Annotated in this window: 23 protein-coding genes; 15 read left to right on the plus strand and 8 right to left on the minus strand. The window is 62.0% G+C overall.

Annotated features, from left to right (window positions below; translation table 11 throughout):
* Positions 1-222, minus strand: a 222-nt coding sequence (locus V6767_RS12445; RefSeq protein ID WP_448473789.1) for a hypothetical protein, incomplete at its 3' end; no start/stop codon positions are given.
* Between the two features lie 485 nt (positions 223-707).
* Positions 708-1,643 carry a tyrosine recombinase XerC gene (locus tag V6767_RS12450; RefSeq protein ID WP_448473790.1) on the minus strand — a complete coding sequence of 312 codons (936 nt, stop codon included), beginning with the start codon at positions 1,641-1,643 and terminating at the stop codon, positions 708-710.
* 196 nt (positions 1,644-1,839) lie between these two features.
* Between V6767_RS12450 and V6767_RS12455 the strand changes: the two genes are divergently transcribed.
* The 9 genes from V6767_RS12455 (at position 1,840) to V6767_RS12495 (ending at position 12,488) form a co-directional block, all read left to right on the plus strand.
* Positions 1,840-2,781, plus strand: a complete 942-nt coding sequence (locus tag V6767_RS12455) for a GNAT family N-acetyltransferase (RefSeq protein ID WP_448473791.1) — start codon at positions 1,840-1,842, stop codon at positions 2,779-2,781.
* Between the two features lie 57 nt (positions 2,782-2,838).
* Entirely contained in the window at positions 2,839-5,055 is a 2,217-nt protein-coding gene (locus V6767_RS12460) for a primosomal protein N' (protein WP_448473792.1), read from the plus strand.
* A gap of 55 nt (positions 5,056-5,110) precedes the next feature.
* Complete coding sequence (locus tag V6767_RS12465) at positions 5,111-5,497, plus strand: hypothetical protein (RefSeq protein ID WP_448473793.1); 387 nt, start codon at positions 5,111-5,113, stop codon at positions 5,495-5,497.
* Between the two features lie 335 nt (positions 5,498-5,832).
* Positions 5,833-6,399, plus strand: a complete 567-nt coding sequence (locus V6767_RS12470; RefSeq protein ID WP_448473910.1) for a F0F1 ATP synthase subunit delta — start codon at positions 5,833-5,835, stop codon at positions 6,397-6,399.
* Entirely contained in the window at positions 6,399-7,934 is a 1,536-nt protein-coding gene (atpA, locus tag V6767_RS12475; protein ID WP_448473794.1) for a F0F1 ATP synthase subunit alpha, read from the plus strand. Before V6767_RS12470 ends, atpA begins: the two co-directional genes overlap by 1 nt.
* 23 nt (positions 7,935-7,957) lie before the next feature.
* Complete coding sequence (locus V6767_RS12480) at positions 7,958-8,836, plus strand: F0F1 ATP synthase subunit gamma (RefSeq protein WP_230719079.1); 879 nt, start codon at positions 7,958-7,960, stop codon at positions 8,834-8,836.
* 23 nt (positions 8,837-8,859) lie between these two features.
* The gene (atpD, locus tag V6767_RS12485; protein ID WP_448427150.1) at positions 8,860-10,296 is read left to right on the plus strand and encodes a F0F1 ATP synthase subunit beta; all 1,437 of its coding nucleotides are present in this window, start codon (positions 8,860-8,862) and stop codon (positions 10,294-10,296) included.
* Between the two features lie 68 nt (positions 10,297-10,364).
* Complete coding sequence (locus tag V6767_RS12490) at positions 10,365-10,769, plus strand: F0F1 ATP synthase subunit epsilon (RefSeq protein WP_448427151.1); 405 nt, start codon at positions 10,365-10,367, stop codon at positions 10,767-10,769.
* Positions 10,770-10,934: 165 nt separating this feature from the next.
* A complete protein-coding gene (locus V6767_RS12495) occupies positions 10,935-12,488 on the plus strand; it encodes a putative bifunctional diguanylate cyclase/phosphodiesterase (protein ID WP_448473795.1) in 1,554 nt (517 codons plus the stop codon).
* Here the strand turns inward: V6767_RS12495 and V6767_RS12500 are convergent.
* On the minus strand, positions 12,472-13,458 hold the full coding sequence (locus tag V6767_RS12500) for a WD40 repeat domain-containing protein (RefSeq protein WP_448473796.1): 987 nt from the start codon (positions 13,456-13,458) through the stop codon (positions 12,472-12,474). The two genes, V6767_RS12495 and V6767_RS12500, sit on opposite strands and share 17 nt — an antisense overlap.
* Positions 13,458-14,519 (minus strand): CobW family GTP-binding protein, encoded by a 1,062-nt coding sequence (locus V6767_RS12505; protein WP_448473797.1) that lies wholly within the window; start codon positions 14,517-14,519, stop codon positions 13,458-13,460. Before V6767_RS12505 ends, V6767_RS12500 begins: the two co-directional genes overlap by 1 nt.
* Before the next feature lie 217 nt (positions 14,520-14,736).
* On the opposite strand from V6767_RS12505, the gene V6767_RS12510 reads away from it, so the two are divergent.
* Positions 14,737-15,777, plus strand: a complete 1,041-nt coding sequence (locus V6767_RS12510) for a LacI family DNA-binding transcriptional regulator (protein ID WP_448427155.1) — start codon at positions 14,737-14,739, stop codon at positions 15,775-15,777.
* A 35-nt stretch (positions 15,778-15,812) separates the two neighbouring features.
* Complete coding sequence (locus V6767_RS12515) at positions 15,813-16,772, plus strand: 2-hydroxyacid dehydrogenase (RefSeq protein ID WP_448473798.1); 960 nt, start codon at positions 15,813-15,815, stop codon at positions 16,770-16,772.
* A gap of 9 nt (positions 16,773-16,781) precedes the next feature.
* Here V6767_RS12515 and V6767_RS12520 read toward each other — a convergent pair whose 3' ends face one another.
* Complete coding sequence (locus V6767_RS12520; protein ID WP_448473799.1) at positions 16,782-17,216, minus strand: MarR family winged helix-turn-helix transcriptional regulator; 435 nt, start codon at positions 17,214-17,216, stop codon at positions 16,782-16,784.
* A gap of 75 nt (positions 17,217-17,291) precedes the next feature.
* Here V6767_RS12520 and V6767_RS12525 point away from each other — a divergent pair, with 75 nt between their 5' ends.
* On the plus strand, positions 17,292-17,726 hold the full coding sequence (locus V6767_RS12525) for a hypothetical protein (protein ID WP_448473800.1): 435 nt from the start codon (positions 17,292-17,294) through the stop codon (positions 17,724-17,726).
* Positions 17,727-17,758: 32 nt separating this feature from the next.
* Here V6767_RS12525 and V6767_RS12530 read toward each other — a convergent pair whose 3' ends face one another.
* On the minus strand, positions 17,759-18,532 hold the full coding sequence (locus tag V6767_RS12530; RefSeq protein ID WP_448473801.1) for a gamma-glutamyl-gamma-aminobutyrate hydrolase family protein: 774 nt from the start codon (positions 18,530-18,532) through the stop codon (positions 17,759-17,761).
* A 277-nt stretch (positions 18,533-18,809) separates the two neighbouring features.
* On the opposite strand from V6767_RS12530, the gene V6767_RS12535 reads away from it, so the two are divergent.
* Positions 18,810-19,928, plus strand: a complete 1,119-nt coding sequence (locus tag V6767_RS12535) for a TRAP transporter substrate-binding protein (protein WP_448473802.1) — start codon at positions 18,810-18,812, stop codon at positions 19,926-19,928.
* Positions 19,929-20,236: 308 nt separating this feature from the next.
* On the opposite strand, the gene V6767_RS12540 is transcribed toward V6767_RS12535, so the two are convergent.
* A complete protein-coding gene (locus tag V6767_RS12540) occupies positions 20,237-22,009 on the minus strand; it encodes a TRAP transporter large permease (protein ID WP_448473803.1) in 1,773 nt (590 codons plus the stop codon).
* A complete protein-coding gene (locus V6767_RS12545) occupies positions 22,002-22,580 on the minus strand; it encodes a TRAP transporter small permease subunit (RefSeq protein ID WP_448473804.1) in 579 nt (192 codons plus the stop codon). The genes V6767_RS12540 and V6767_RS12545 overlap by 8 nt, the downstream gene beginning before the upstream one ends.
* Before the next feature lie 444 nt (positions 22,581-23,024).
* Here V6767_RS12545 and V6767_RS12550 point away from each other — a divergent pair, with 444 nt between their 5' ends.
* Positions 23,025-23,243: an aa3-type cytochrome c oxidase subunit IV gene (locus tag V6767_RS12550; RefSeq protein WP_448473805.1), complete on the plus strand. Its 219-nt coding sequence runs from the start codon at positions 23,025-23,027 to the stop codon at positions 23,241-23,243.
* Between the two features lie 103 nt (positions 23,244-23,346).
* The gene (locus V6767_RS12555; protein ID WP_448473806.1) at positions 23,347-24,498 is read left to right on the plus strand and encodes a Re/Si-specific NAD(P)(+) transhydrogenase subunit alpha; all 1,152 of its coding nucleotides are present in this window, start codon (positions 23,347-23,349) and stop codon (positions 24,496-24,498) included.
* Positions 24,499-24,527 lie beyond the last annotated feature (29 nt).

Raw genomic sequence — 24,527 nt, forward strand, 5'->3', positions numbered from 1 at the left:
GCCGTCTCCGGAAGTGCCTCCGGCGTTCCAGTAAAGATCGTCGGCATAGGCGGCTGCGGGCGCGCCGCAATAGAGCGCAGCGCCACTCGCCAAGAGCAGCGTCGCAAACGCTGTCTCTGAAAGAAAGCGAGAAAGAATACGGCGTGGTTGCGGCTTCTCCAAGGTTAAGCCATTCTTGCAAGTCGCCAGATCTACGAAAATTTTCCTACGCTCTTCGATCATTTTATCCCCCAACGTGAAATTTCACAAATATTATCGCGAGCTTAAATATGGATGAATTTAAACTCATTTAGTGAAAATATATAATTCAATTTAACCAAACGGGCAAAAGATATTTTATTTTGTATTAAATATTATATTTTAATAATGAAAGTTTTTCGAATTTATACATGTAATAAATGTAATAAATATATATAATTTGCGGATTGGGATTCTTGTATAATATGTTTTAGGTCTATGATGAAATCGATTTAATTATTCTGTAGCGGTCAATCTCTGTTTGAAGCGCTTACTTTTTGTCGATGATTACGGAATGCTTGGTGCCCTAGAGGGCGCGCGACCTCCGCCGACCTTGTGTCGCCAGTCAGGAGAAGCATCTTAGCGGTTGCGTTTTACCGGTGACGGATGTTGGCGGCGGCCATCTGAGCAGCTTTGCACTTCGTCACCCGTCGGGCTGATCGGGTTTGAAGGCGGGCCGCCAAGGCTTCCTATCTGCGCGGATGGGCCCTGTCGTAAATCTCCAGCAGGCGGCCGGTGTCGACGCCGGTATAGACCTGGGTGGTCGACAGGCTGGCATGGCCGAGCAGTTCCTGGATGGTGCGCAGATCGCCGCCGGCGGCCAGAAGATGGGTTGCGAAGGAGTGGCGCAGCGCATGCGGCGTCGCCTTTTCGGAGAGGCCGAGCGCGCCGCGCATCGCCTGCATTTCGCGCTGGATGATCGCGCTTTGCAGTTTCTTGCCGCGCGCGCCGAGAAACAGCGGGCCGTCCGGGGCAAGATGATAGGGCGCAAGGCGAATATAGTCTTCAACCGCCGCAAGCGCCGCCGGCAGCAGCGGCACGATCCGCGTCTTGTTCCCCTTGCCGGTGATCCTGAGGCTTTCCGGCGCGCCGGCGAAATCGGCGGGCGTCAGCCCCAGCGCCTCGGAAATGCGCAGCCCGCAGCCATAGAGCAGGCAGAACACGGCGGCGTTGCGCGCCGCAATCCACGGCTCTTCCGCCAGCTGGCTGTCTGCGCGCGACAGCGCCACGGCGTCTTCGGCGTTCAAGGGTTTCGGCAGCGATTTCGGCTGTTTCGGCGCCCGCATGGCGCGCACGCCGGCGGCATTGGCGAGCCCGCGTTTTTCCAGCCACCGCAGAAACGAGCGGATGCCGGCGAGATCGCGTCCGAGCGTGCGCGCCTCCGCGCCGCCCTTGCGGCGAAACGCCAGATAGGCGCGGATATCGGCGGGCCGTAGCGCATCGATATCGGAAAGGCGCACAGGCCGTGCCACATGGCGGCACAGGAACTGTAAAAACTGACGCGTATCGCGCTCATAGGCGTTGATCGTATGGTCGGCAAGCCGCCGTTCGCTGTCCAGCGTTTCAAGCCAGTCGCGCCGAAGCGCCATCAGGGCGTCGTCTGCCGGGATGAGCACATTTTCCATCGATCGCTCGCCGTCATCCACAGGTGTTTATCCACGCCGGCCGGCCCGGGCCATGACCTCGGCGCTTGACGAAATCTTGTTCGGGGACAATCCTGCACTAGATTGCGTTAGAAAAAAGCTAATGCTTCGCGGGGGGTGTCATTGTCTTATCATATCGAGTTGGGATATAGACCTTCCACCATTGACGGGACTTTATATGGCGCGCCGTGATTCCTCATCTGCCTTGACGCATTTTGCCGAGACGCTGGCGCTTGTCTCGCAGGGACGGCCGGGCCATATCGTCGACACGCTGATCGCCGAGCGCGGCGAGAAAATCGTTCACAGCCCGTTCTGGCCGGTGATGCGGCCCTTCCTTTATTCCCTGCTCGGTTACGGCAAGGCAATCGAATTCGCCACCGAAACCCAGTCGATGGACGGTTACGGGGTCTTCAACTATCTCTCCGAAAAACTGACGCTGGACATCCACTGCCAGCGCCGCGAGCGGATACCGGAAGCCGGCGGCTTCATCATGGTTTCCAACCATCCGACCGGCATCGCCGATGGCGTGGCGGTGTTCGATCTTCTGAAGGATCGCCGCCCGGACATGATGTTCTTCGCCAACCGCGATGCGGTGCGCGTCAATCCGCGCCTGGTCGAGATGATCGTCCCGGTCGAGTGGCGCGAGGAGTTCAAGAGCAAGCTCAAGGCGCGCGAAACCCTGCAGGTCACCAATGACGCGATCAAGCAGGAAAAGGCGATGGTGCTGTTTCCCTCCGGCCGCATCGCCTATTGGGCCGAGGGCAAGCTCAACGAGCGGCCGTGGAAGAATTCGGCGATCGGCTTTGCCCGCAAATATAATCTGCCGATCCTGCCGGTGCATCTGAAGGCGCGCAATTCCGGCCTGTTCTACTGGTTCGCCAAATGGTCGACCGAGTTGCGCGACATGACGGTGTTCCACGAACTTCTGAACAAGAAGGGCGACCGGTTCGATTTCACCATCGGCAAGATGATCATGCCGGAGGAACTTAACGGCGATGCCGCCGACGTGACGACCGCGCTCGAAAACCACACCGTGCATGCGCTGGCGAAGGATCCGGATGCGGATTTCGCACTGCCGGCCGTCGAACCCAAGACCGCGGCAGAAGAAGGGGCGGCCTGAGCCGCGATCTGCTTTGGCGCTTCACATTCCAGACCTCGGCAGGCAAGCTTGCCAGCCATGAATTCAGATTCGCTCGATCTTTTCGGAAAGCCGGCAACGCCCGTTGCCAGACGCAGCGTGCCCGTGATGGTGCCGCTGCCGGTGGCGGGACCGTATTCCTATGCAGTGCCTGATGGCATGGCGGTGATGCCCGGCTCCGTGGTGCAGGTGCCGGTCGGACCGCGCAAGGTGATCGGGATCGTCTGGGACGAGGGCGATGAGACCGAAACCGTGGACGCGAAGAAGCTCAGACCCATCGAGCACGTTTTCGATTGCCCGCCGATCAGCCCGGCGATGCGGAAATTCATCAACTGGGTGGCGGGCTATACGCTGACGCCGCCGGGCCTCGTCGCGCGCATGGCGGTGCGTGCGCCGACCGCGCTCGAACCCGAGCCTATGGTGGAAGGCCTGCGGCTGACCGGCACCACGCCGGAGCGGATGACGCCGGCGCGGCAACGCGTGCTGGAACTGGCCTCGGACGGCTTCTCCTGGACCCGGCTCGGGCTCGCGCGCGCCGCCGGCGTCAGCGCCAGCGTGGTCGAGACCATGATGAAGCAGGGCGTGTTCGATACCGTGTTTCTGCCGCCGCCGCCCGCCGTCGGCGCGGCGGATCCCGATTACGCCCCGCCCGAACTGTCGGCGGACCAGCGTGACGCGGCCGAAAAGCTGAAGTCGGCCGTCGGGCAGGGCTTCGGCGTCACCCTGATCGACGGCGTCACCGGTTCGGGCAAGACCGAGGTTTATTTCGAGGCGATCGCCGAAACGCTGAGGCAGGGCCGGCAGGTGCTGATCCTGCTGCCGGAAATCGCGCTGACATCGGCGTTTCTGGAGCGCTTCGAGGCCCGCTTCGGGTCGAAGCCCGGCGAATGGCATTCCGATCTCGCGCCGCGCATGCGCGAAAAGGTCTGGCGGCAGACCGCGGAGGGGCGCATCCGTGTCGTTGCCGGCGCCCGGTCGGCGCTGTTCCTGCCGTTCGAGGATCTCGGCCTGATCGTGGTCGACGAGGAGCACGACACCGCCTACAAGCAGGAAGACCGGGTGTTCTACAATGCCCGCGACATGGCCGTCGTGCGCGCGCGTATTGGCGAGATTCCCGCCGTGCTCGCATCCGCCACTCCATCTGTCGAAAGCCAGGTCAACGCGCTTGCCGGCCGCTATGACCGGCTGCATCTGCCGGGCCGGTTCGCGGAAGCCGCGCTTCCGGACCTGAAGACCATCGACATGCGGCGCGCCCCCCCGGCGCGCGGCGGCTTCCTGTCGCCGGTTCTGCTGAAGGCGGTGGAAAGCGCGGTCGGGCGCGGCGAACAGGCGCTGCTGTTCCTCAATCGCCGGGGCTATGCGCCGCTCACGCTGTGTCGGGTCTGCGGCCACAGATTCCAGTGTCCGAATTGCTCGAGCTGGCTGGTGGAGCACCGGTTTCGCGGGCAGTTGATGTGCCATCATTGCGGCCATGCCGAGCCGGTGCCCGAGGCGTGCCCGGAATGCGGCACGCTCGACCATCTGGTCGCCTGCGGGCCGGGGGTCGAACGCATCGCCGAGGAGGTCGAGCACCACTTTCCCGAAAAGCGCACAATCGTTCTGTCGTCGGACCTTTCCGGCGGCGTCAAGCGGCTCAGGCTCGAACTGGAGGCTGTGGCAAACGGCGAGGCCGACATCGTCATCGGCACGCAATTGGTGGCGAAGGGGCATAATTTCCCGCTGATGACGGTTGTCGGCGTCGTCGATGCCGATATCGGGCTGGCCAATGGCGACCCGCGCGCGGCGGAGCGGACCTTCCAACTGTTGGCCCAGGTGACCGGTCGGGCAGGGCGCACGGGACTTACGAGCCATGGCCTGATCCAGACCTACCAGCCCGCCCATCCGGTGATGCGCGCGATCGTTTCCGGTGAGGCGGAGGGCTTTTATGCCCGCGAGATTGGCGAGCGCGAAAAAAGCGGCCTGCCGCCCTTCGGACGGCTCGCCTCGGTGATCGTTTCGGCGGAAACGCGCGGCGAGGCCGAGGCGCATGCGCGCGCGCTGAGGGCCGCGGCCCCGCAAAGCCGCTCGATCTCCGTGCTCGGCCCTGCGGAGGCGGCCCTTGCGTTGATCCGCGGCCGCTACCGGTTCCGGCTGCTGGTCCATGGCGCGCGCGGCGACGACATGCAGTCGTTTCTGGCGGCGATGCTCGAAAACGGGCCGAGGGCGCGCGGCTCGGTTAAGGTGCAGGTCGACATTGACCCGCAGAGCTTTCTCTAGATAATGAACGCCAGAGGGACGCGGGCGCGCGGCCCGCAATACTGGAGGGTTTGTAATGAGTTTCTATTGGCCGGATAGCTTCGTGGGTCAGATCGCCCTGTTCATGGCGGTGGTGATCCTGATCTGGGGGCTGATCGTGGCGCTGGCGCCGCTGCGCCTGATGGTGTTGACCGGGTTTTCGGGCCACAAGGTCGAAGACGGCGAAACCATCCATGTCCGCTCGCTGATCGGCGGCACCTATGCGGCCATGTCGTTGATGGCGCTGCTGTTCGACCAGCCGATGATCTACCGCACCTTCGGCCTTGCCCTGATTTTCGGGTTTCTGACCCGGCTGTTGTGGATGGCGACGATCAAGAGTCGGTCCATCAAGGGCGGCATCTTTCTTGCCTGCCAGGCGGTGGCCGGCGTGTTCATGCTGCTCTACGGTCTTGGCTGGGCATAGCGCGACCGGTTGAGGCGGGAGGCGAGGCGCTAATGCCTCCTGGATCTGCCGCTCCGGCGTGGTTTCCCGTTTCGGGGAATAAATGCGCTTCGTCAGTTGCCGTAAAATCTCGTCTTTTCAGGGCTTTTCGGAGATTGCGGCAAGAAACGCGCGCCAATGCCTCAAAGGGGCTTTGATCGTGTTGCGAGTCGCTATTACCTGTGCTAGACGGACCCCGACTATCGGGAAAGGCGGGTTTGATCACCGCAGTTCTCCTGGGGATATTGTAAAGTTCTAAGGGGCAGCAACGACGGCCACAACCGCCGTTGCTGCCGGTTTTAAAAAAAAGGGAATCTGTGCCTGTGGCGGACCTATCCCATTCTGTTTCGAGCGTCGCGGAGCGTTATGCCGCTTCGTTGTTCGAACTGGCCAAGGAAGAAGACAAGATTGACGCCGTGGGCGCCGATCTCGACCAGATCGACAAGATGCTCAAGGATAGCGATGACTTCCGGCGTCTGGTCATGAGCCCCGCATTCAGCGCCGACGAGCAGCTGGATGCGATGGCGGCCGTTCTCGAAAAAGCGAAGATCGGCGGCTATGTCGCCAACTTCGTCAAGGTCGTGGCGAAAAATCGCCGTCTGTTTGTCCTGCCGGGCATGATCGCCGCCTATCGCGGCGCGGTCGCGGCCCATCGGGGCGAGGTGACGGCCGAGGTGACGGTGGCCCATGCCCTGTCGAAAGAACAACAACAGGAATTGAAGACTGCGCTGAAGGATGTGACGGGCAAGGATGTTGCCCTCGATATCACCGAGGACGCGTCTCTTCTTGGCGGCATGATCGTCAAGGTGGGTTCGCGTCAGATCGACACATCGCTGCGCACGAAACTCTCCAAACTTAAGCTTTCACTGAAAGAGGTTGGCTGATGGATATCCGGGCCGCGGAAATTTCCGCAATTCTGAAAGAGCAGATCAAAAATTTCGGCGACGAGGCGGAAGTCTCTGAAGTCGGCCAGGTGCTTTCTGTTGGTGACGGCATTGCCCGCGTCTACGGTCTCGACAACGTCCAGGCCGGCGAGATGGTCGAATTTGCCGGCGGTGTGCGCGGCATGGCGCTCAACCTCGAAAGCGACAATGTCGGCGTCGTTATCTTCGGCTCCGACCGCGAGATCAAGGAAGGCGACGTCGTCAAGCGCACCGGCGCCATCGTTGACGTTCCGGTTGGTCCCGGCCTGCTCGGCCGCGTTGTCGACGCGCTCGGCAACCCGATCGACGGCAAGGGCCCGATCAACTCCGATACCCGCGCCGTCGTCGACGTCAAGGCGCCCGGCATCATTCCGCGCAAGTCGGTGCATGAGCCGATGTCGACCGGCCTGAAGGCCATCGACGCCCTGATCCCGGTTGGCCGCGGCCAGCGCGAGCTCGTCATTGGCGACCGCCAGACCGGCAAGACCGCGATCATTCTCGACACCTTCCTGAACCAGAAGCCGATCCACGACAACGGCCCGGACGCCGACAAGCTCTACTGCGTCTACGTTGCCGTTGGCCAGAAGCGTTCGACCGTTGCCCAGTTCGTGAAGACGCTCGAAGAGCGCGGCGCGATGGAATACTCGGTCGTGATCGCAGCGACCGCCTCCGACCCGGCGCCGATGCAATATCTCGCGCCGTTCGCCGGCTGCGCCATGGGCGAATATTTCCGCGACAACGGCATGCATGCCCTGATCGCCTATGACGACCTTTCCAAGCAGGCCGTTGCCTACCGCCAGATGTCGCTGCTGCTTCGTCGCCCGCCGGGCCGCGAAGCCTATCCGGGCGACGTTTTCTACCTGCATTCGCGTCTGCTCGAGCGCGCCGCCAAGCTCTCCGACGAGCGCGGCGCCGGTTCGCTGACCGCTCTGCCGGTTATCGAAACCCAGGGTAACGACGTTTCGGCGTTCATTCCGACCAACGTGATCTCGATCACCGACGGCCAGATCTTCCTTGAAACCGACCTGTTCTACCAGGGCGTCCGCCCGGCCGTGAACGTCGGTCTGTCGGTGTCGCGCGTTGGCTCGTCGGCCCAGATCAAGGCGATGAAGCAGGTTGCCGGCTCGATCAAGGGCGAACTCGCCCAGTATCGCGAAATGGCCGCCTTCGCCCAGTTCGGCTCCGACCTCGACGCCGCCACCCAACGCCTGCTGAACCGCGGTGCGCGCCTGACCGAGCTTCTGAAGCAGCCGCAGTTCTCGCCGCTGAAGACGGAAGAGCAGGTCGCCGTGATCTTCGCCGGCGTGAACGGCTATCTCGACAAGCTGCCGGTTGGCAAGGTGCGTGAATTCGAGAACGGCCTGCTGTCGCATATGCGCGGCGAGGCCAAGGATGTTCTCGAAGCGATCCGCACCGAAAAGGCGTTGAGCGACGATCTGAAGGCCAAGCTGAAGTCCGCCATCGAAGCATTCGCCAAGAATTTTTCGGCCGAGTAACACCAGACGGGGACTGAACACCCATGGCTTCATTGAAGGATCTGAAGCTTCGCATTGCCTCGGTGAAGGCGACGCAGAAGATCACCAAGGCGATGCAGATGGTCGCCGCGGCGAAGCTGCGGCGCGCCCAAGAGGCCGCGGAGAACGCGCGGCCTTACACGGAGCGCATGGCCACCGTGATGGCTGACCTGACGGCGGCCGTCGGCGAGGGCGAGGAAGTGCCCGCGCTGATGAAGGGCACCGGCAAGGATAACGTCCATCTGCTGGTTGTCTGCACGGCCGAACGCGGCCTTTGCGGCGGTTTCAACGCGCAGATCGCTCGTCACGCCCGCCTGCATGCCCGCAAGCTGATTGCCGAGGGCAAGACGGTCAAGATCTTCAGCGTCGGCCGCAAGGGCTATGACGCGCTGCGCCGCGAATTCGCCGACCTCGTTGTCGAGCGCAAGGACCTGCGTGACGTTCGCAAGATCGGTTTCGAAAATGCCGAGGATATCGGCAACCGCATCATCGAGATGTTCGGAGCCGGCGAGTTTGACGTCTGCACGCTGTTCTATTCGGAGTTCCAGTCGGTGATCTCGCAGGTCCCGACCGCGCTCCAGCTCATTCCCGCCGCTCCGCCCGCTGATGCGGAAGAGCGCGAGGGTGCGGCGCTTTACGAATACGAGCCGAGCGCCGAGGCTATCCTTGACGATATCGTGCCGCTCAACATCCGTGTGCAGGTTTTCCGGGCGCTTCTGGAAAATGTCGCCGGCGAGATGGGCGCGAAGATGACCGCGATGGATAACGCCACGCGCAATGCCGGTGAGATGATCGACAAGCTGACGCTGTCCTATAACCGTCAGCGTCAGGAAAAGATCACCACGGAACTGATCGAAATTATTTCCGGCGCGGAAGCGCTGTAAGAGCTTGAAAAGAGGGTTTTATCATGGCTGAGGCCTCTATCGGTAGAGTGACGCAGATTATCGGCGCCGTCGTTGACGTCGCTTTCGACGGCGACCTGCCCCCCATCATGAACGCGCTTGAAACCGACAACCACGGCAACCGTCTGGTTCTCGAGGTCGCGCAGCACCTCGGTCAGAACGAAGTGCGCACGATCGCCATGGACGCGACCGAAGGTCTGGTTCGCGGCCAGGAAGTCAAGAACACGGGTTCGCCCATCGAAGTGCCGGTCGGCGTCGAAACGCTTGGCCGTATCATGAACGTCATCGGCGAGCCGGTTGACGAAGTGGGTCCGATCAAGACCAAGTCCAAGCGCGCGATCCACCAGGAAGCGCCTCCCTATGTCGACCAGTCGACCGAAGCGGAAATCCTCGTTACCGGCATCAAGGTTGTGGACCTGCTCGCGCCTTACGCCAAGGGCGGCAAGATCGGCCTGTTCGGCGGCGCCGGCGTTGGCAAGACTGTTCTGATCCAGGAACTGATCAACAACATCGCGAAGGCGCACGGCGGTTACTCCGTGTTCGCCGGCGTTGGCGAGCGGACCCGCGAAGGCAACGACCTTTACCACGAAATGATCGAATCCAATGTGAACGTCGACCCGGCCGAAAACAACGGTTCGGCCGAAGGTTCGAAGTGCGCGCTGGTCTACGGCCAGATGAACGAGCCTCCGGGCGCCCGCGCCCGCGTTGCGCTTTCGGGCCTGACGATTGCGGAAAACTTCCGTGATGAAGGCCAGGACGTTCTGTTCTTCGTGGACAACATCTTCCGCTTCACTCAGGCCGGTTCGGAAATCTCGGCTCTGCTCGGTCGTATTCCCTCGGCTGTGGGCTATCAGCCGACGCTGTCGACCGACATGGGCGCGCTGCAGGAACGCATCACCACCACGACCAAGGGCTCGATCACCTCGGTTCAGGCGATCTACGTTCCCGCCGACGACCTGACCGACCCGGCGCCGGCGACCTCGTTCGCCCACTTGGACGCCACCACCACGCTGTCGCGCTCGATCGCGGAAAAGGGTATCTACCCGGCCGTTGACCCGCTCGACTCGACCTCGCGCATGCTCGACCCGATGATCGTCGGCGAGGAGCACTATCAGGTGGCCCGTGCGGTTCAGTCGACGCTGCAGCGCTACAAGTCGCTTCAGGACATCATCGCCATTCTCGGCATGGACGAGCTTTCCGAAGAGGACAAGCTCACGGTTGCCCGCGCCCGCAAGATCGAGCGCTTCCTGTCGCAGCCGTTCCACGTGGCTGAAGTGTTCACCGGCGCGCCGGGCATCCTGGTCTCGCTGGAAGATACGATCCGCTCGTTCAAGGGTCTCGTCGAAGGCGAATATGACCACCTGCCGGAAGCGGCCTTCTACATGGTCGGCACCATCGACGACGCCGTCGAGAAGGCCAAGAAGCTCGCCGAAGCAGCTTGATCTTGAAACGGGGCGGCGCAGGCCGCCCGGTTCAACCGGTAATCTTTGAAGACGGAAAGTAGACCCCTATGGCTGACACGTTGGTTTTCGAACTGGTGACCCCCGAGAAGCTTCTGGCTTCGACGGAGACGGATGCGGTCGTCATTCCGGCTTCCGAGGGCGAGATGACGGTCATGCCGAACCATGCGCCGACCATGGCGACGATCCGTCCGGGTCTGGTGAAGTTCAAGAACCATGACGGCAAGGAACTCCAGTTTCTGGTGTTTCACGGCTTTGCCGATATCCAGGGCAAATCCTGCACGCTTCTGGCCGAGACCGCCGTCCCGGTCGGCGAGGCCAGCGGCGCGATCGAGGATCGTATCGCGACCCTGCGCAAGGAGCTGGACGAAGCAAGCCATCACGAGCACAAGAATGCTCTGGAACAGATGTTGGGCGAACTGACCCATCTTGGCCAGACTGTTCTGCCCGCCTGATGTAGCCTTTAAAGACATTGGTATTAAAGCCGCGGTTTATGCTGCGGCTTTTTTCGTTTTTCTGCTAGTCTTGACGATCCAGGCGGCCGATAGAGCCGTAAAATTCGGGTTTGGGGGGGCACAGTAGCCTCCGCATGTCCGTTTTAACGGTCAGGAAATGTGGATTTGCGTCTGCCGAAATACGAAAGAAAGTATCTGAGCGACGTCATCATTCTGTGCCTTCTCGGCGTGGTGGTGATGATCGTTTTGATGGCGGTCGACTCTTTCGAGCTGCTTCACGACTTCTCCAGGGCCCATGAAGACTGGCAGCTCGACGAGATATTCACAGGCTTGATGGTGGCCAGCGTCGGTCTGGCGATATTGTTGTGGCGGCGGTCGCGAAGGTTGCGCACCGAAGTCGACCGGCGCCACAAGGCCGAGCGGCTGGCGCTGGCGCTTGCCAGGCAGGATTCGCTGACGGGCCTGCCAAACCGCCGCTCCTTCGAGGAGGAGTGTGACAGGCGGCTCGCGCGCGCGCGTCGAAAGTCCGACAAATTTGCGCTGCTGTTCATCGATTTCGACAGGTTCAAGCAGATCAACGACAATCTCGGCCACGAGGCCGGCGACCGTCTGCTTCAGGAGGTCGGCGAGCGGCTGAAGAAAAGCCTGCGGCCGGAGGATTTTCTCGGAAGGCTCGGGGGCGACGAGTTTGCCGCGATTGTCGATGGCGATGTCTCCGACGCGGTGATCGGGCAGGTCGCCGAGCGGCTGCTTGCCGCCGTTGGGCAGCCGATGATGCTGCTGGGTCGCGCGCTGACGCCCTCGGCGAGCATCGGCATCGCGGTCTATCCGCGCGACGGACAGGCGCGCGAGATGCTGCTGAAGAAGGCCGATGCGGCGATGTACAAGGCCAAGGAGGATGGCCGCCGGCGGTTCGTGGTTTACGATCCCGATATTATTCATGCCGAGCGTGATCATCAGATGCTGGAACTCGAGCTGAAGGATGCGATTGCCAACGGCGAAATCGTACCGTTCTACCAGTTGATCCGGGGCTGCGAGAAAGGCGATATCGGCACTGTGGAGGTTCTGGCGCGCTGGCGGCATCCAAAACTCGGTCTTCTGAGCGCCGGTGATTTCATTTCCCTTGCCGAGGCCTCGGGCCTCATTCAGGACCTGTTCGAATCGGTGCTCGATCAGGCCTGCCGCGACGCCAGAAGCTGGCCGGGCGGACCGGCGATCGCCGTCAATGTCGTGCCTCACCAGCTTTCCGACAAGGATTTCGCCGAAAAGCTGTTCGCGCTGCTGTCGCGGCACGGCTTTCCGCCCGCGCGACTTGAGATCGAGATCACCGAGGACGCGCTGGTGGTTGACGTCGTGGCGACGCGTCGCTGTATCCGGAAGCTGAAGGAGAGGGGCGTGCGCGTGGTGCTTGACGATTTCGGCACGGGTTATTCGAGCCTGCGGCAGTTGCGCGAACTACCATTCGACCGGGTCAAGATCGACCGCAGCTTTATTGCCGGCGTCGGCACGGACCGGCAGAGCGAGGAGATCGTGGTTTCCACGATCAACCTGTGTCGCGCTCTGGGGCTGCAAACGGTTGCCGAGGGGATAGAGGATCAGGCCCAGGCGGACTGGATCTGTGCCCACGGAGCGGACGCGGCGCAGGGCTTTTTCTACGCCCGCCCCGTTTCTGCCGAAGAGGTTCTGGACAAGCTGAAGGGGCTCAATCCGCGATCGTGATGATGCCGCAATCGCCCGCTTCCGAGGCAAAGGCAAGCCGCTTGCCGTCGTCATCCCAGGAAAGCGCGGAGATCGCGCCCTTGCCGGGCCGGCGCAGCAGCGCTTCCTTGCCATCCGAAATCCTGACCGCCAGCACCATGCCGTCGATAAAGCCGATCGCGAGCATTTCCTCGCTCGGATGAAACGCGACCTGGGTGACGAGAATATCGGAGCGCGTGCCGAGTTCCAGCGGACCCTTGCCCATCGGCCCGTCCTTGCCGGAGAACGGCCAGACGATGGCCGCCGGCGCACCGGACGTGGCGAGCCATTTGCCGCGCGGGCTCCAGGACCAGGATTTGACCTTGGCGGGGTAGCCGCTCATGCGCATGTCGCGGAAACCGTCCTTGGGCTTGCCGTCGAGCTTCCAGCCGTGCAGCGCGTTTTCCTGCATGGTGGTCACCAGAAAGCGGCCGTCGGGCGAGAAGGTGGCGCCAAGATGCGCGCCCTTCCACGGCAGCCAGATCGCCGGCGCGGCCCCGCCGACCCAGCGCAGGCTGACGCCGTCATAACGGGCGACGGCAATCCTCAAGCCCTTTGGCGCGAAGGCAATGCCCTCGACGCTGCGCTCCTCCGGAAAATTCACGGTCTTGCCATCGACGATTACCCGCGACTCGCGGCCGACGGCATAGGCCACCGCGCCCTGCGGGCCGCCGGCGACGACGGAAATCCACTTGCGCGGCTCGTTTGCGAGTTCCGTGATCGCGCCATCCGCGCCGATGCGCAGCACCCGGCCATCCTCGCCGCCGGTAATCAGCGAGCGACTGAAGGGGTCGCGAATGCAGGTCAGCAGTCCGTCGTGGGCCTCGGTGACCTTCTCGCCGTTATCCAGCCGGTGGATCGTGCCGGAGGCGGTGGCGAAAAACGGCACGCCGCCAAGAAAGGCGGCGGCGATGACATGATCGTCGATGTCGAAGGGCGCGACGCTCGGCATTACGACTTCGCCTCGCAGGCGCGGAAGCTCTTTTCAAGCTTTTCGCGGTCGAGGTCGCGGCCGATGAACACCAGGCGGCTCTCACGGGGCTCGCCCTCCTTCCAGGCGCGCTGGTGATCGCCCTCGATGATCATGTGCACGCCCTGCACGACATAGCGCTCGGGATCGTTCTTGAAGGCGAGAATGCCCTTGAGGCGCAGGATGTTCGGCCCCTGGTTCTGGGTGACCGACTGGATCCACGGGAAGAACCGGTTGGGATCGAGCTCGCCGCCGCGCAGCGAGACCGACTGCACCGTCACGTCATGATGGTCGGAGGGGCCATGGTGATGGTGGCCATGATCATGGTGATGATGGTGGTCATGGTCGCAATCCGGCCCGCATTCGTGATCATGGTCGTGGTGGTCGTCATGATCGAGGAAGTGGGGATCGTCCGCCAGCACATGCTGCAGGTCGAAGGCGTTCTGGCCGAGAATGTTCTCGAGGTCTATGCCGGAGCGTTCCGTGTGATGGATCTTCGCCGCCGGGTTGATGGCGCGCACCAGGCTTTCGACATTGGCGAGTTCCTCGGCGCTGACGAGGTCAGTCTTGTTCAGGAGCACGATATCGGCGAAGGCGATCTGGTCCTCGGCCTCGCGGCTGTCCTTGAGGCGCAGCGGCAGGTGCTTGGCATCGACCAGCGTGATCACGGCGTCGAGCGCGGTCTTGGCGCGCACATCGTCGTCCATGAAGAAGGTCTGGGCCACCGGAACCGGGTCGGCAAGGCCAGTGGTTTCCACGATGATGCCGTCAAAGCGCGGGCGGCGCATCAGGCCTTCGACCACGCGGATCAGGTCGCCGCGCACCGTGCAGCACACGCAGCCATTGTTCATCTCGTAGATTTCCTCGTCGGATTCGACGATCAGATCGTTGTCGATGCCGATCTCGCCGAACTCGTTGACGATCACCGCATATTGCTTGCCGTGATTTTCGGAAAGGATGCGGTTCAGCAGCGTGGTCTTGCCGGAGCCGAGATAGCCGGTCAGCACGGTCACGGGAATGGGCTTTGCGAGCGTTTCGGTCATGGTCAATCCTTGAAGCGGGCCTTGAGAGGGCGTTTGCGCCTATATAAGGAGCGCCGCAAGGCGGAGCAAGGAGGCGGCGGGGATGAGCCGTCCCTGTTGATAAGCCGCTTCTATTAAACCGATTGTAGATGGATAGTTGAAATAGCCAAGATTTTTGTTTAAAAAATTTAAATGAACGCGGCGCAGAGGGGTGCTGCAAGTCAATTCGGAGTATGTCGTGGCCCAGAAAGTCAAACTCTCCACCATCGCGGAGTCGCTGGGCATCTCGACGGCCACGGTCTCGCTGGCCTTGCGCGACAGTCCGCTGGTGGCGGCGGCCACGCGCGACCGGATCAAGGAGCAGGCCCGCGCGCTCGGCTATATATACAATCGCCGCGCCGCCAGTCTGCGCACCTCGCGCTCGGGCATTATCGGTGTGGTGGTGCATGACATCATGAACCCGTTCTACGGCGAGATCCTGAAGGCGATCGAGAGCGAGCTCGACCGCAACCAGCATACATTCATCCTTTCCAACCATTACGACTCGGTCGAAAAGCAGCGCAATTTCATCGAGACGCTGCTGCAGCTCGGCGGTGACGGCGTGATCATGTCGCCGGCGATCGGCACGCCGGCCGCCGATGTGCAGCTTGCCGAGGATAACGGCATGCCGGCAATCTTTGTCGCGCGCACGCTGGAGGAACTGGACCTGCCGACCTATCGCGGCGACGACAGCTACGGCATCGCGCTCGCCACCAATCACCTGATCGGGCTCGGCCATCGCTGCATCGCGATGATCGGCGGGACCGACCAGACGTCCACGGGCCGCGACCGTTATGCCGGCTATGTCAACGCGCTGAAGAAGGCCGGGATACCGGTTGATCCGGGTCTGCGCATACCGGGCCCGCGCTCCAAGCAGGGCGGGTTCGAGGCGGCGGTGCATTTCCTTTCGTTGCCGCAGAAGCCGACGGCGGCGGTATGCTGGAACGATCTGGTGGCGATCGGGCTGATGAACGGCATTTCCCGCGCCGGGCTGACGCCGGGCGTCGATATCTCCGTCACCGGCTATGACGACCTCGAGGAAGCCTCGATCGCTACGCCATCGCTGACGACCGTTTGGAACGGCCAGGCCGAGGTCGGCCGGCTTGCCGCGCGCGCGCTTCTGGACCGGCTGGCAGGCTCCAGCGCGCCGAACGGCATGCACCTCATCAAGCCGGAAATGCGTATCCGCCAATCCACCGGTCCCCATCGCGAGGCGGCGGAAAACCCGCTCGCCGTCTAATTCATCATTGAGAAAAGAATACCCTCGGAGGCCCCATGCCCAAACCCGCCGTGCTGCTGTCGCAGAAGCTCAACAAGTTCATCGAAGAGGCGCTGGCCGATGACTACGACCTGCTAGACTTGCCCGAGGAGGGCGTGAATGCGCTCGGCGCCCGCGCGGCCGATATCCGCGCGGTGATTGCCTTTGGCGGGTTTTCGGCGGAGCAGATGGACGCGCTGCCGAACCTTGAGATCATCACCTGCCCGGGCGTCGGCTATGATGGCATCGACACCGACCACGCAGCAAGCCGCGGCATCTTCATCACCCACACGCCGAACGTGCTGAACGACGAGGTTGCCGACACGGCGGTGGCGCTGCTGCTCAACACGGTGCGGCAGTTCTATTTCGCCGAAAAGTGGGTGCGCGATGGCCGCTGGGAGCGCGACGGCGCGTTCGAGCTTTCGCCGTTCACGCTGAAGGGGCGCAAGGTCGGGCTTTACGGTCTCGGCCGGATCGGCGAGGAGATCGCGGCGCGGCTGGAACCGTTCAAGGTCGAGATCTCCTATCACACCCGCAGCCCGAAAAAGGGCGTGGCCTATGCCTATCACCCGACCCTCGCCTCGCTGGCCGAAGCCGTCGATACGCTGATCTGCATCGTTCCAAAAACCGAAGAGACCCACAAGACCATCAACGCCGATATCCTGAAGGCGCTCGGCCCGAATGGCATCCTCGTCAACGTCGGCCGTGGATGGACCGTGGATGAGGACGACCTGATTGCGGCTCTTGAGGCAGGCACGCTCGGCGGCGCGGGCCTCGACGTGTTTTACGACGAGCCGCATGTGCCGGAAAAGCTGCTCTCCTTCGACACCGTCAGCGTGTTGCCGCATGTCGCCTCGGCCTCCGTCGCCACCCGCCGCGCCATGGCGCAATTGGTGGCCGACAATCTGAAATCCTGGTTCGCCGAGGGCCGCCCGGTCACCCCGGTCCCGGAAACGCCGTTCACGCCGAAAGCGTGAGGTCGAAGATTACGATCGCTGCTTTCTGGCCGCGATAATCTTCTGTATGAGTGAGGTGAATTCTGCGCTCTCCTCGTCCGAAAGGGCGTGGAGAGCGTCTTCGTTTTCCGCCGTGGCGGCGGCGATCGCGGGATCGCGCAGGGCGCGGGCGCGCTCCGTCAGCCGGATGCGCTGAACGCGGCCGTCCCCGGGGTCCTTTTCCCGCCTGATCAATCCGTCGCGCTCCATGCGCGACAGGGTGTTGGCCATGGTCGCCTGCTCGATATCAAGCCGCTCCACCAGTTGTTTCTGCGTCAGTCCGTCATTTTCCCATAATTCCAGCAGTGCCGGAAAGGTGCCGGTCGTCAGCCCGAGCGGCCGGATGCGGGCGGCCAGACCGCGCTCCAGAAGCCGTGCGAGGTGGTTGGTCAGATAGCCGGCCGATGAGTCTTTGAAAAAGGTCATGGGGCTGGATAGCAGTTGCATAGCTTGCTATGCAATGATATATAGCTTGCTATATAATTTGACAGGAGCACGACCATGCTGAAGACCATGCATCCCGTAGCCGGCGCATTGGCGCTGGCGATCATCGCCACTTTCTGGCTCTCGACTGTTCTGGCGGAGATTTTTGCCGGCCCCGAACTGGTGACGCTGGTCAAGGTCGCGATCCCCTGGGGCTTTCTGCTGCTGGTGCCGCTTCTGGCGTTGGCGGGCCTTTCGGGCTTCCGCCTTGCGGGGAAGATGCGCGGACCGCTGGTTTCGGCAAAGCGCAGGCGCATGCCGATCATCGCCGCCAACGGCATAATCGTGCTGATCCCCTGCGCGCTGTTTCTCGCGTCAAAGGCGGAGGCGGGCGCATTTGATGCGTCGTTTTATGCCGTGCAGGGGCTGGAGCTTGTCTTCGGCGCGATCAACATCACGCTGATGGTGATGAACATGCGTGACGGACTGCGCATGAAGGGGCGGCGGCGCTGACTTTCGCCATGCCGCGCAAATCTTGCCTGGCTCTACTGAGCGGCGGCGTTGAACCCGTCCTTAGACCGGGCAAAGGTCCGCACCGCGTCGCCGAAGGCTTCGAACAGCTTGCGGGATGCGCTGTCGGTGCGGGCCCAGTATTCGGGGTGCCATTGGACGCCGACGGCGAAATTGGTGGCCCCGATGACCGAGACGGCCTCGACGGTGCCGTCCTCGGCGACGGCCTCCACCGCCAGTTTCGGCGCGAGATCGCCGATCGCCTGCCGGTGCAGCGAATTCACCGTCACCTCGCCGGCACCGAGAATGTCCGCGAGGCAGGTGCCTTCCTTGATGAAGACGGGCTGGCGGATCACGAACTTCTCATCGCGATTGCCGGCCTCGGGTTCGCGATGGTCGATGCGGTCATCAAGCTCATGCACCTCGCTGATCAGCGTTCCGCCGAGTGCGACGTTCAGTTCCTGAATGCCCCGGCAGATGCACAGAAGCGGGATGCCGCGCGAAATGGCGCGGCGGATCAGCGGCAGGGTGATGGCATCGCGGCCGGGATCGAAGGGGCCGTCCTTCTCCTCGGCCTGCTTGCCGTAAAGCTGGGGCGCGACATTGCTGGCGGCGCCCGTGATCATCACGCCTTCCACCCTGTCGAGCACGGCGTCGATGTCTGCGCCCTCGGCATAGGCCGGTACGATCAGGCTCATCACGCCCGCCACATCCAGCGCCGCCCCGACATATTGCTGCTGGGCCGAATGCCAGGTGATCTCGCCCATAACCTTGGTGTCTGCGGGAACGGCAATGATGGGGGTGGACATGGATTTTTCCCTGCCTGTTGCGAATGAGTGAAGTGATGTCGAGTGGCAGCGGCGCTGTCAAATGTTTCCTTTGTCGGCGCGATGCGAATTTCGATTGGCCTGATAAGCGAAATTGATCCGCCGCCTATTAGACCTTCGTTTAAGGCCGGGCATCTGGCGGCCTAAAAACGCGCTTGGCGGCTCGTGCAGGAGTTGAAACCACGGGAGCAAAGTGCTTTCCTCGCATGACGTCCGCCGGAGGAATTTTGTGCGGGCACACCACAACTGGGAGGTATTTATGGACCGTCGTTCCTTTATGAAAAAGGTCGGTGCGGGCGGCGTTGGCGCTGCTGCCGCCACCGCGCTCGCAGCACCCGCCATCGCGCAGGAGAATCCGAAGATCACCTGGCGTCTGACGTCGTCGTTCCCGAAGTCGCTGGATACGATCTATGGCGGCGCGGAGGATATCGCCAATCACGTCGGGGCTGCCACAGGCGGCAATTTCGAGATCCAGTGCTATGCGGCCGGCGAGATCGTTCCCGGCCTGCAGGCGCTCGATGCCGTTCAGGACGGCACGGTGGAAGCGGCGCACACCTGCTCCTACTATTTCTGGGGCAAGGACCCGACATTCGCAATCGGCACGGCAATCCCCTTCGGGCTCAACGCGCGGCTTTCGAATGCCTGGTTCTATCAGGGCAACGGCAACACGCTGATGAACGAGTTCTTTGACGGCTACGGCGTCTATGGGCTGCCGGCCGGCAATACCGGCGCGCAGATGGGCGGCTGGTTCTCCAAGGAAGTCAACACGGTTGACGACCTCAAGGGCTTGAAGATGCGCATCGCCGGCATTGCCGGCAAGGTGATGGAAAAAGTCGGCGTCGTGCCGCAGCAGCTTGCCGGCGGCGATATCTATCCGGCGCTGGAAAAGGGCACGATCGACGCCGCCGAATTCGTCGGCCCCTATGACGACCAGAAGCTCGGCTTCTACAAGGTCGCCAAATACTACTACTATCCCGGCTGGTGGGAAGGCGGTCCGGTGATCCACGGCTTCTTCAACAAGCAGAAATATCAGGAACTGCCGAAGCACTACCAGGCCGCGCTTGATGATGCCTGCGCCTTCGCCAACACCAACATGATGGCGAAGTATGACGTGAAGAACCCGGTTGCGATCCGCGAACTGATCGCCGACGGCGCGCAGATGAAGGGCTTCAGCACGGACATCATGCAGGCCTGCTACAACGCCGCGATGGAAGTCTATGCGGAGCTTGGCGCCGAGAACGCGACGTTCAAGAAGATCTACAACGATCAGACCGTCTACAAGAACGACGCCTATGGCTGGCTGAAGACCTGCGAATTCCGCTACGACCAGTTCATGATGGCCGCCCAGAACGCCGGGCAGATCAAGCCGCTGTCCTGATCGGCGACCGAAAAGGAAAACCCCGGAAGCGGCTACCGCTTCCGGGGCTAAATTGTTGACAAAGCTCGCCCCACTCTCCTTCGTCACCCTCGGGCTTGTCCCGAGGGTCTAAGCACGTTTCAAAACGACAAGCGTCTCGGACAAAAAGTCATTTCAAACAATCTGTTATGGCCCGCCAACTCCGCTCGTGCTGAACGGTGGCTAGATCCTCGGGACAAGCCCGAGGATGACGTCCGTAGAAGGGATAGGTTGTCGGCAAAATTAACCCCGGAAGCTGCCGCTTCCGGGGTTTTTTGTGGTCAGTCGGATTAGTTAAAATTCAGATCCGGCGGATCATCGAGGTTGAAGCCATCCGAGCCGCCGCTTGAGGGCTGGTCGCCGCTGCCGAAATCGGGCAGGGCGAATGGATCGCTGCTTTCGCCGCCGAAGCCGCTGTCGAAGCCGAAATTATCGCCGCCTTCGCCGAAGGACGGCATTTCGATCTGGATCGTGTCCGGATCCACCCGGACGACGTCATCCTGGTAATGGGTGACCAGTTTCGGGAAGAAGATCACCGCCAGGATCGCCAGGAACTGGATGATGATGTACGGCACGATCCCCTTGTAGATCTCCAGCGTTCTGACACCGCGCATCATCCTTCCCGTCGCCTTGTCCCGCCACTCGCCGGCCGGCGTCACCGAACGCAGATAAAACAGCGAGAAGCCGAAGGGCGGCGTCAGGAACGAGGTCTGCAGGTTGAGGCCGAGAATGATGCCGAACCAGATCAGGTCGATGCCGAGCGCCTGGGCCGGCGCCACCAGAAGCGGCACCATGATGAAGGCGATCTCGAAGAAATCGAGGAAGCAGCCGAGGATGAACACGATGATCGTCACCACGATCAGGAAGCCGTATTCCCCGCCCGGCAGGCTGGTCAGCAGGTCCTCGATCCAGACATTGCCGTTGATGCCGTAGAAGGTGAGGCTGAAGACGCGCGCGCCCATCAGGATCATCATCACGAAGGCGGAGAGTTTGGTGGTGCTGTCGAGCGCAGCCTTCAGCGCCGTGAAATCGAGACGGCCCTTGGCGATCGCCAGAACCAGCGCGCCGGTCGCGCCCATCGCCCCGCCTTCCGTCGGCGTTGCAATGCCGAGGAAGATCGTGCCGAGCACCAGGAAGATCAGCGCCAGCGGCGGCACCATCACGATGATGACCTGCTGGGAAAGCCGCGACAGGACGTTGAGCTTGAACCGGTCGTTGGCGATTGCGAACAGATAGATCACGATCACGCCGAAGAACAGCGCCGCCACGAACCGCCAGGCCTCGTCAAGCGCCGTGAACAGCACGTGATAACCGAGGAAGTAGAGCGCGACTGCGATCGCGATCATCACGAACAGCGAGGTGACGCCGTTGCCGAGCGTGCGCGCCTCCACCGGCATGGCCGGCGCCGCCTTCGGGCGGATCAGCGTGGTGATGAACACGTAGAGGCAGTAGGCCGCGATCACCATCAGCGAGGGATAGAGCGCGCCGATATACATGTCGCCAACCGAGCGGCCAAGCTGGTCGGCCATCACGATCAGCACCAGCGAGGGCGGCACGATCTGCGCGAGCGTGCCGGAGGCGGCGATCGTGCCGGTGGCGAACGAGCGGTCATAGCTGTAGCGCAGCATCACCGGCAGCGATATAAGCCCCATCGCCATGACGGAGGCCGCGACCACGCCGGTGGTGGCGCCCAGCAGCGCGCCGACCAGAACCACGGCATAGGCGACGCCACCGCGGATCGGGCCGAAGAGCTGCCCGATCGTATCCAGCAGGTCCTCGGCCATGCGCGAGCGCTCGAGGATGATGCCCATGAAGGTGAAGAACGGAACGGCAAGCAGCGTTTCGTTTGACATGATCCCGCCGAAAAACCGGTCGGGATGGGATTGCAGCAGCGGCCAGAACAGATTGATTTCCGGCGAGATCGAGGAGAACTCGACGCCCAGCACGAAAAAGATCAGCCCGCCGGCGGCCAGCGTGAAGGCGACCGGATAGCCGAGAAGCAGCATCGCCATCACGGAAACGAACATGATGGGCGCGAGATTGTGCGCGACGAGATCAATCATGCGGCAGGTCCTCGGTCATCACATGGGCGGCATTGCCGGCGTCGGCATAGAGTTCTTCGTCTTCTTTCAGATGGCCGGAAAGCGCGGCCGCCCGTTTGATGATCTCGGAGAAAGCCTGCAGCAGAAGCAGGACAAAGCCTATGAGGATGAAGGATTTCGCCGGCCACAGGATCAGCCCGCCGGCATTGGTGGAGTGCTCGCCGGACAGGAACGAGCGCAGGAACCATGGCCAGGCCAGGTAGACCATCATGGACGCGAACGGCACCAGGAAGATGATGTGGAGCACGAGATCGATCCAGTCGCGGGTCCGCCGGGACCACGACCCCGAAAGGATGTCGATGCGGATATGCTCGTTCTTCAAGAGCGCGTAGGCGGTCGCCAGCATGAACACGGCGCCGTAAAGGTACCATTGCAGCTCCAGCATGGCATTCGAGGACAGCGAAAACAGCTTGCGGCTGACCGCATTGCCTGCGCTGACCAGGATCGCTACCAGAAGGAGCCAGGACACCGAATGTCCGATGAATTCGTTCAGCCTGTCGATCGTACGGCTTATTATTATTAGTGGTCTCATTGGGGCCTCCAAACCGTCCGTCTTCCTTAATGGAAGTTGTCAAGGCCACGCAACATGCCTTTGGTACAATACGGACCGAAAAACGGGCAAAAACGAACGCTTTGCTCAAAAGAGTGGTGCCGAGCAGCAGTTTTATTGCGGAAACGCGAAAGGGCGGTTCCTGACCGGTCCGCCAAGGAACCCTCTCATGAGTGAAGTCGTGGTGGCGCGCATGCTTCGATATACCTTCGCTATGACAGCGCGGGATAGCCGGTCAGATGATGTAGGTTGATGCAACCTAACGAGTTGCTGTGAATTCTCCCCATCAATAATCGATTGAATGCGTGCAGTTTCCCGCCGCCATTGTTGAAAGCGTGAAACAAGGTATGGTAATCGAAAGCCCCGAGGGAGTTTGGCCGGCCGAGATGGCGGCGATCGCGGTGACGCCGCAAAGGAGGGAAGTCTATGCAGAATGTCGAAATGTCCCAGCCCGCAGACGAGGCGGATTTTTCGGAACACGCCAAAACCTACAAGATGTTCGTCAATGGCACGAAGTACGGCACAGTCCACCTGATCGCGCTGATGGTTGCGATGGCGGCTGGCCTGCTTGGGCCTTTCGGTTTCATCGGCAGTCTGATCATCTTCATCGTCATCAGCGTGCTTGGCTACGTTATCCTGCGCTGAAAGCCTTGGAAGAAAATCGATTTTCTGCGGAACAGGGCGTGCCGGCAAGCCGGCGCGCTGCTGACGGCTGCCGTCCGTTCCGACTTCAATCTGGGAGCATGTCTTGAGCAAGACACTATTCGTACCGAAGGAGACGGCGGAGGCGGAAACGCGCGTTGCCGCTTCTCCTGACACGGTCAAGAAACTGAAGGGCCTCGGCTTCGATGTTATCGTCGAAAGCGGCGCCGGCCTTAATTCACGCATGGATGACGAGGCGTTCCGCGCCGCCGGCGCCGAGATCGCCGGCCCCGAAGCCGCGGCCAACGCCGATGTCATCTTCCGCGTTCGCCGCCCCGGCGAGCAGGAATTTTCCGGCTACAAGAGCGGCGCGATCGTGATCGCGACCATGGACCCCTATGGCCATGAGGATGCACTTTCGGCGATGGCCGGGAAGGGAATTTCCGCTTTCGCCATGGAGCTGATGCCGCGCATCACCCGCGCGCAGTCGATGGACGTTCTGTCCTCGCAGGCAAACCTTGCCGGCTACCAGGCCGTGATCGAGGCGGCGGCGGTGTTCGACCGCGCCATGCCGATGATGATGACGGCGGCGGGCACCGTTCCGGCCGCGCGCGTGTTCGTGATGGGCGCGGGCGTTGCCGGTCTCCAGGCGATCGCCACCGCGCGCCGTCTCGGCGCCGTGGTTTCGGCCACCGATGTGCGCCCCGCCGCCAAGGAACAGGTCGCCTCGCTCGGCGCGAAATTCATCGCGGTCGAGGATGACGAGTTCACGGCGGCCGAAACCGCCGGCGGCTACGCCAAGGAAATGTCGGCCGAGTATCAGGCCAAGCAGGCCGAACTCGTGGCATCCCACATCGCCAAGCAGGATATCGTCATCACCACCGCGCTGATCCCCGGCCGCCCCGCGCCCCGGCTTGTCAGCCGCCAGATGCTTTCGGCGATGAAGCTCGGCTCGGTCGCCGTTGACCTCGCGGTCGAGCGCGGCGGCAATATCGAAGGCGTGGTCGCCGGCGCGGTGACCGAAGTCGAGGGTGTCAACGTCATCGGCTACGAGAACCTGCCGGGCCGGATCGCCGCCAGCGCTTCTGCGCTCTACGCCAAGAACCTGCTGACCTTCTTCGAAACGCTGGTCGACAAGGAGACCGGCGATCTGAAAATCAACCGGGAAGACGAACTCGTCGCCGCCACGCTTTTGACGCATGAGGGCGCGCTCGTTCATCCGAAATTTGGCGGTCAGCCCGCCGGGGGAGAGGCCTGATGCCGTTAGATGATGTTCACAGCTCGCTC

The sequence above is a fragment of the Martelella sp. FLE1502 genome (genome assembly GCF_053484255.1).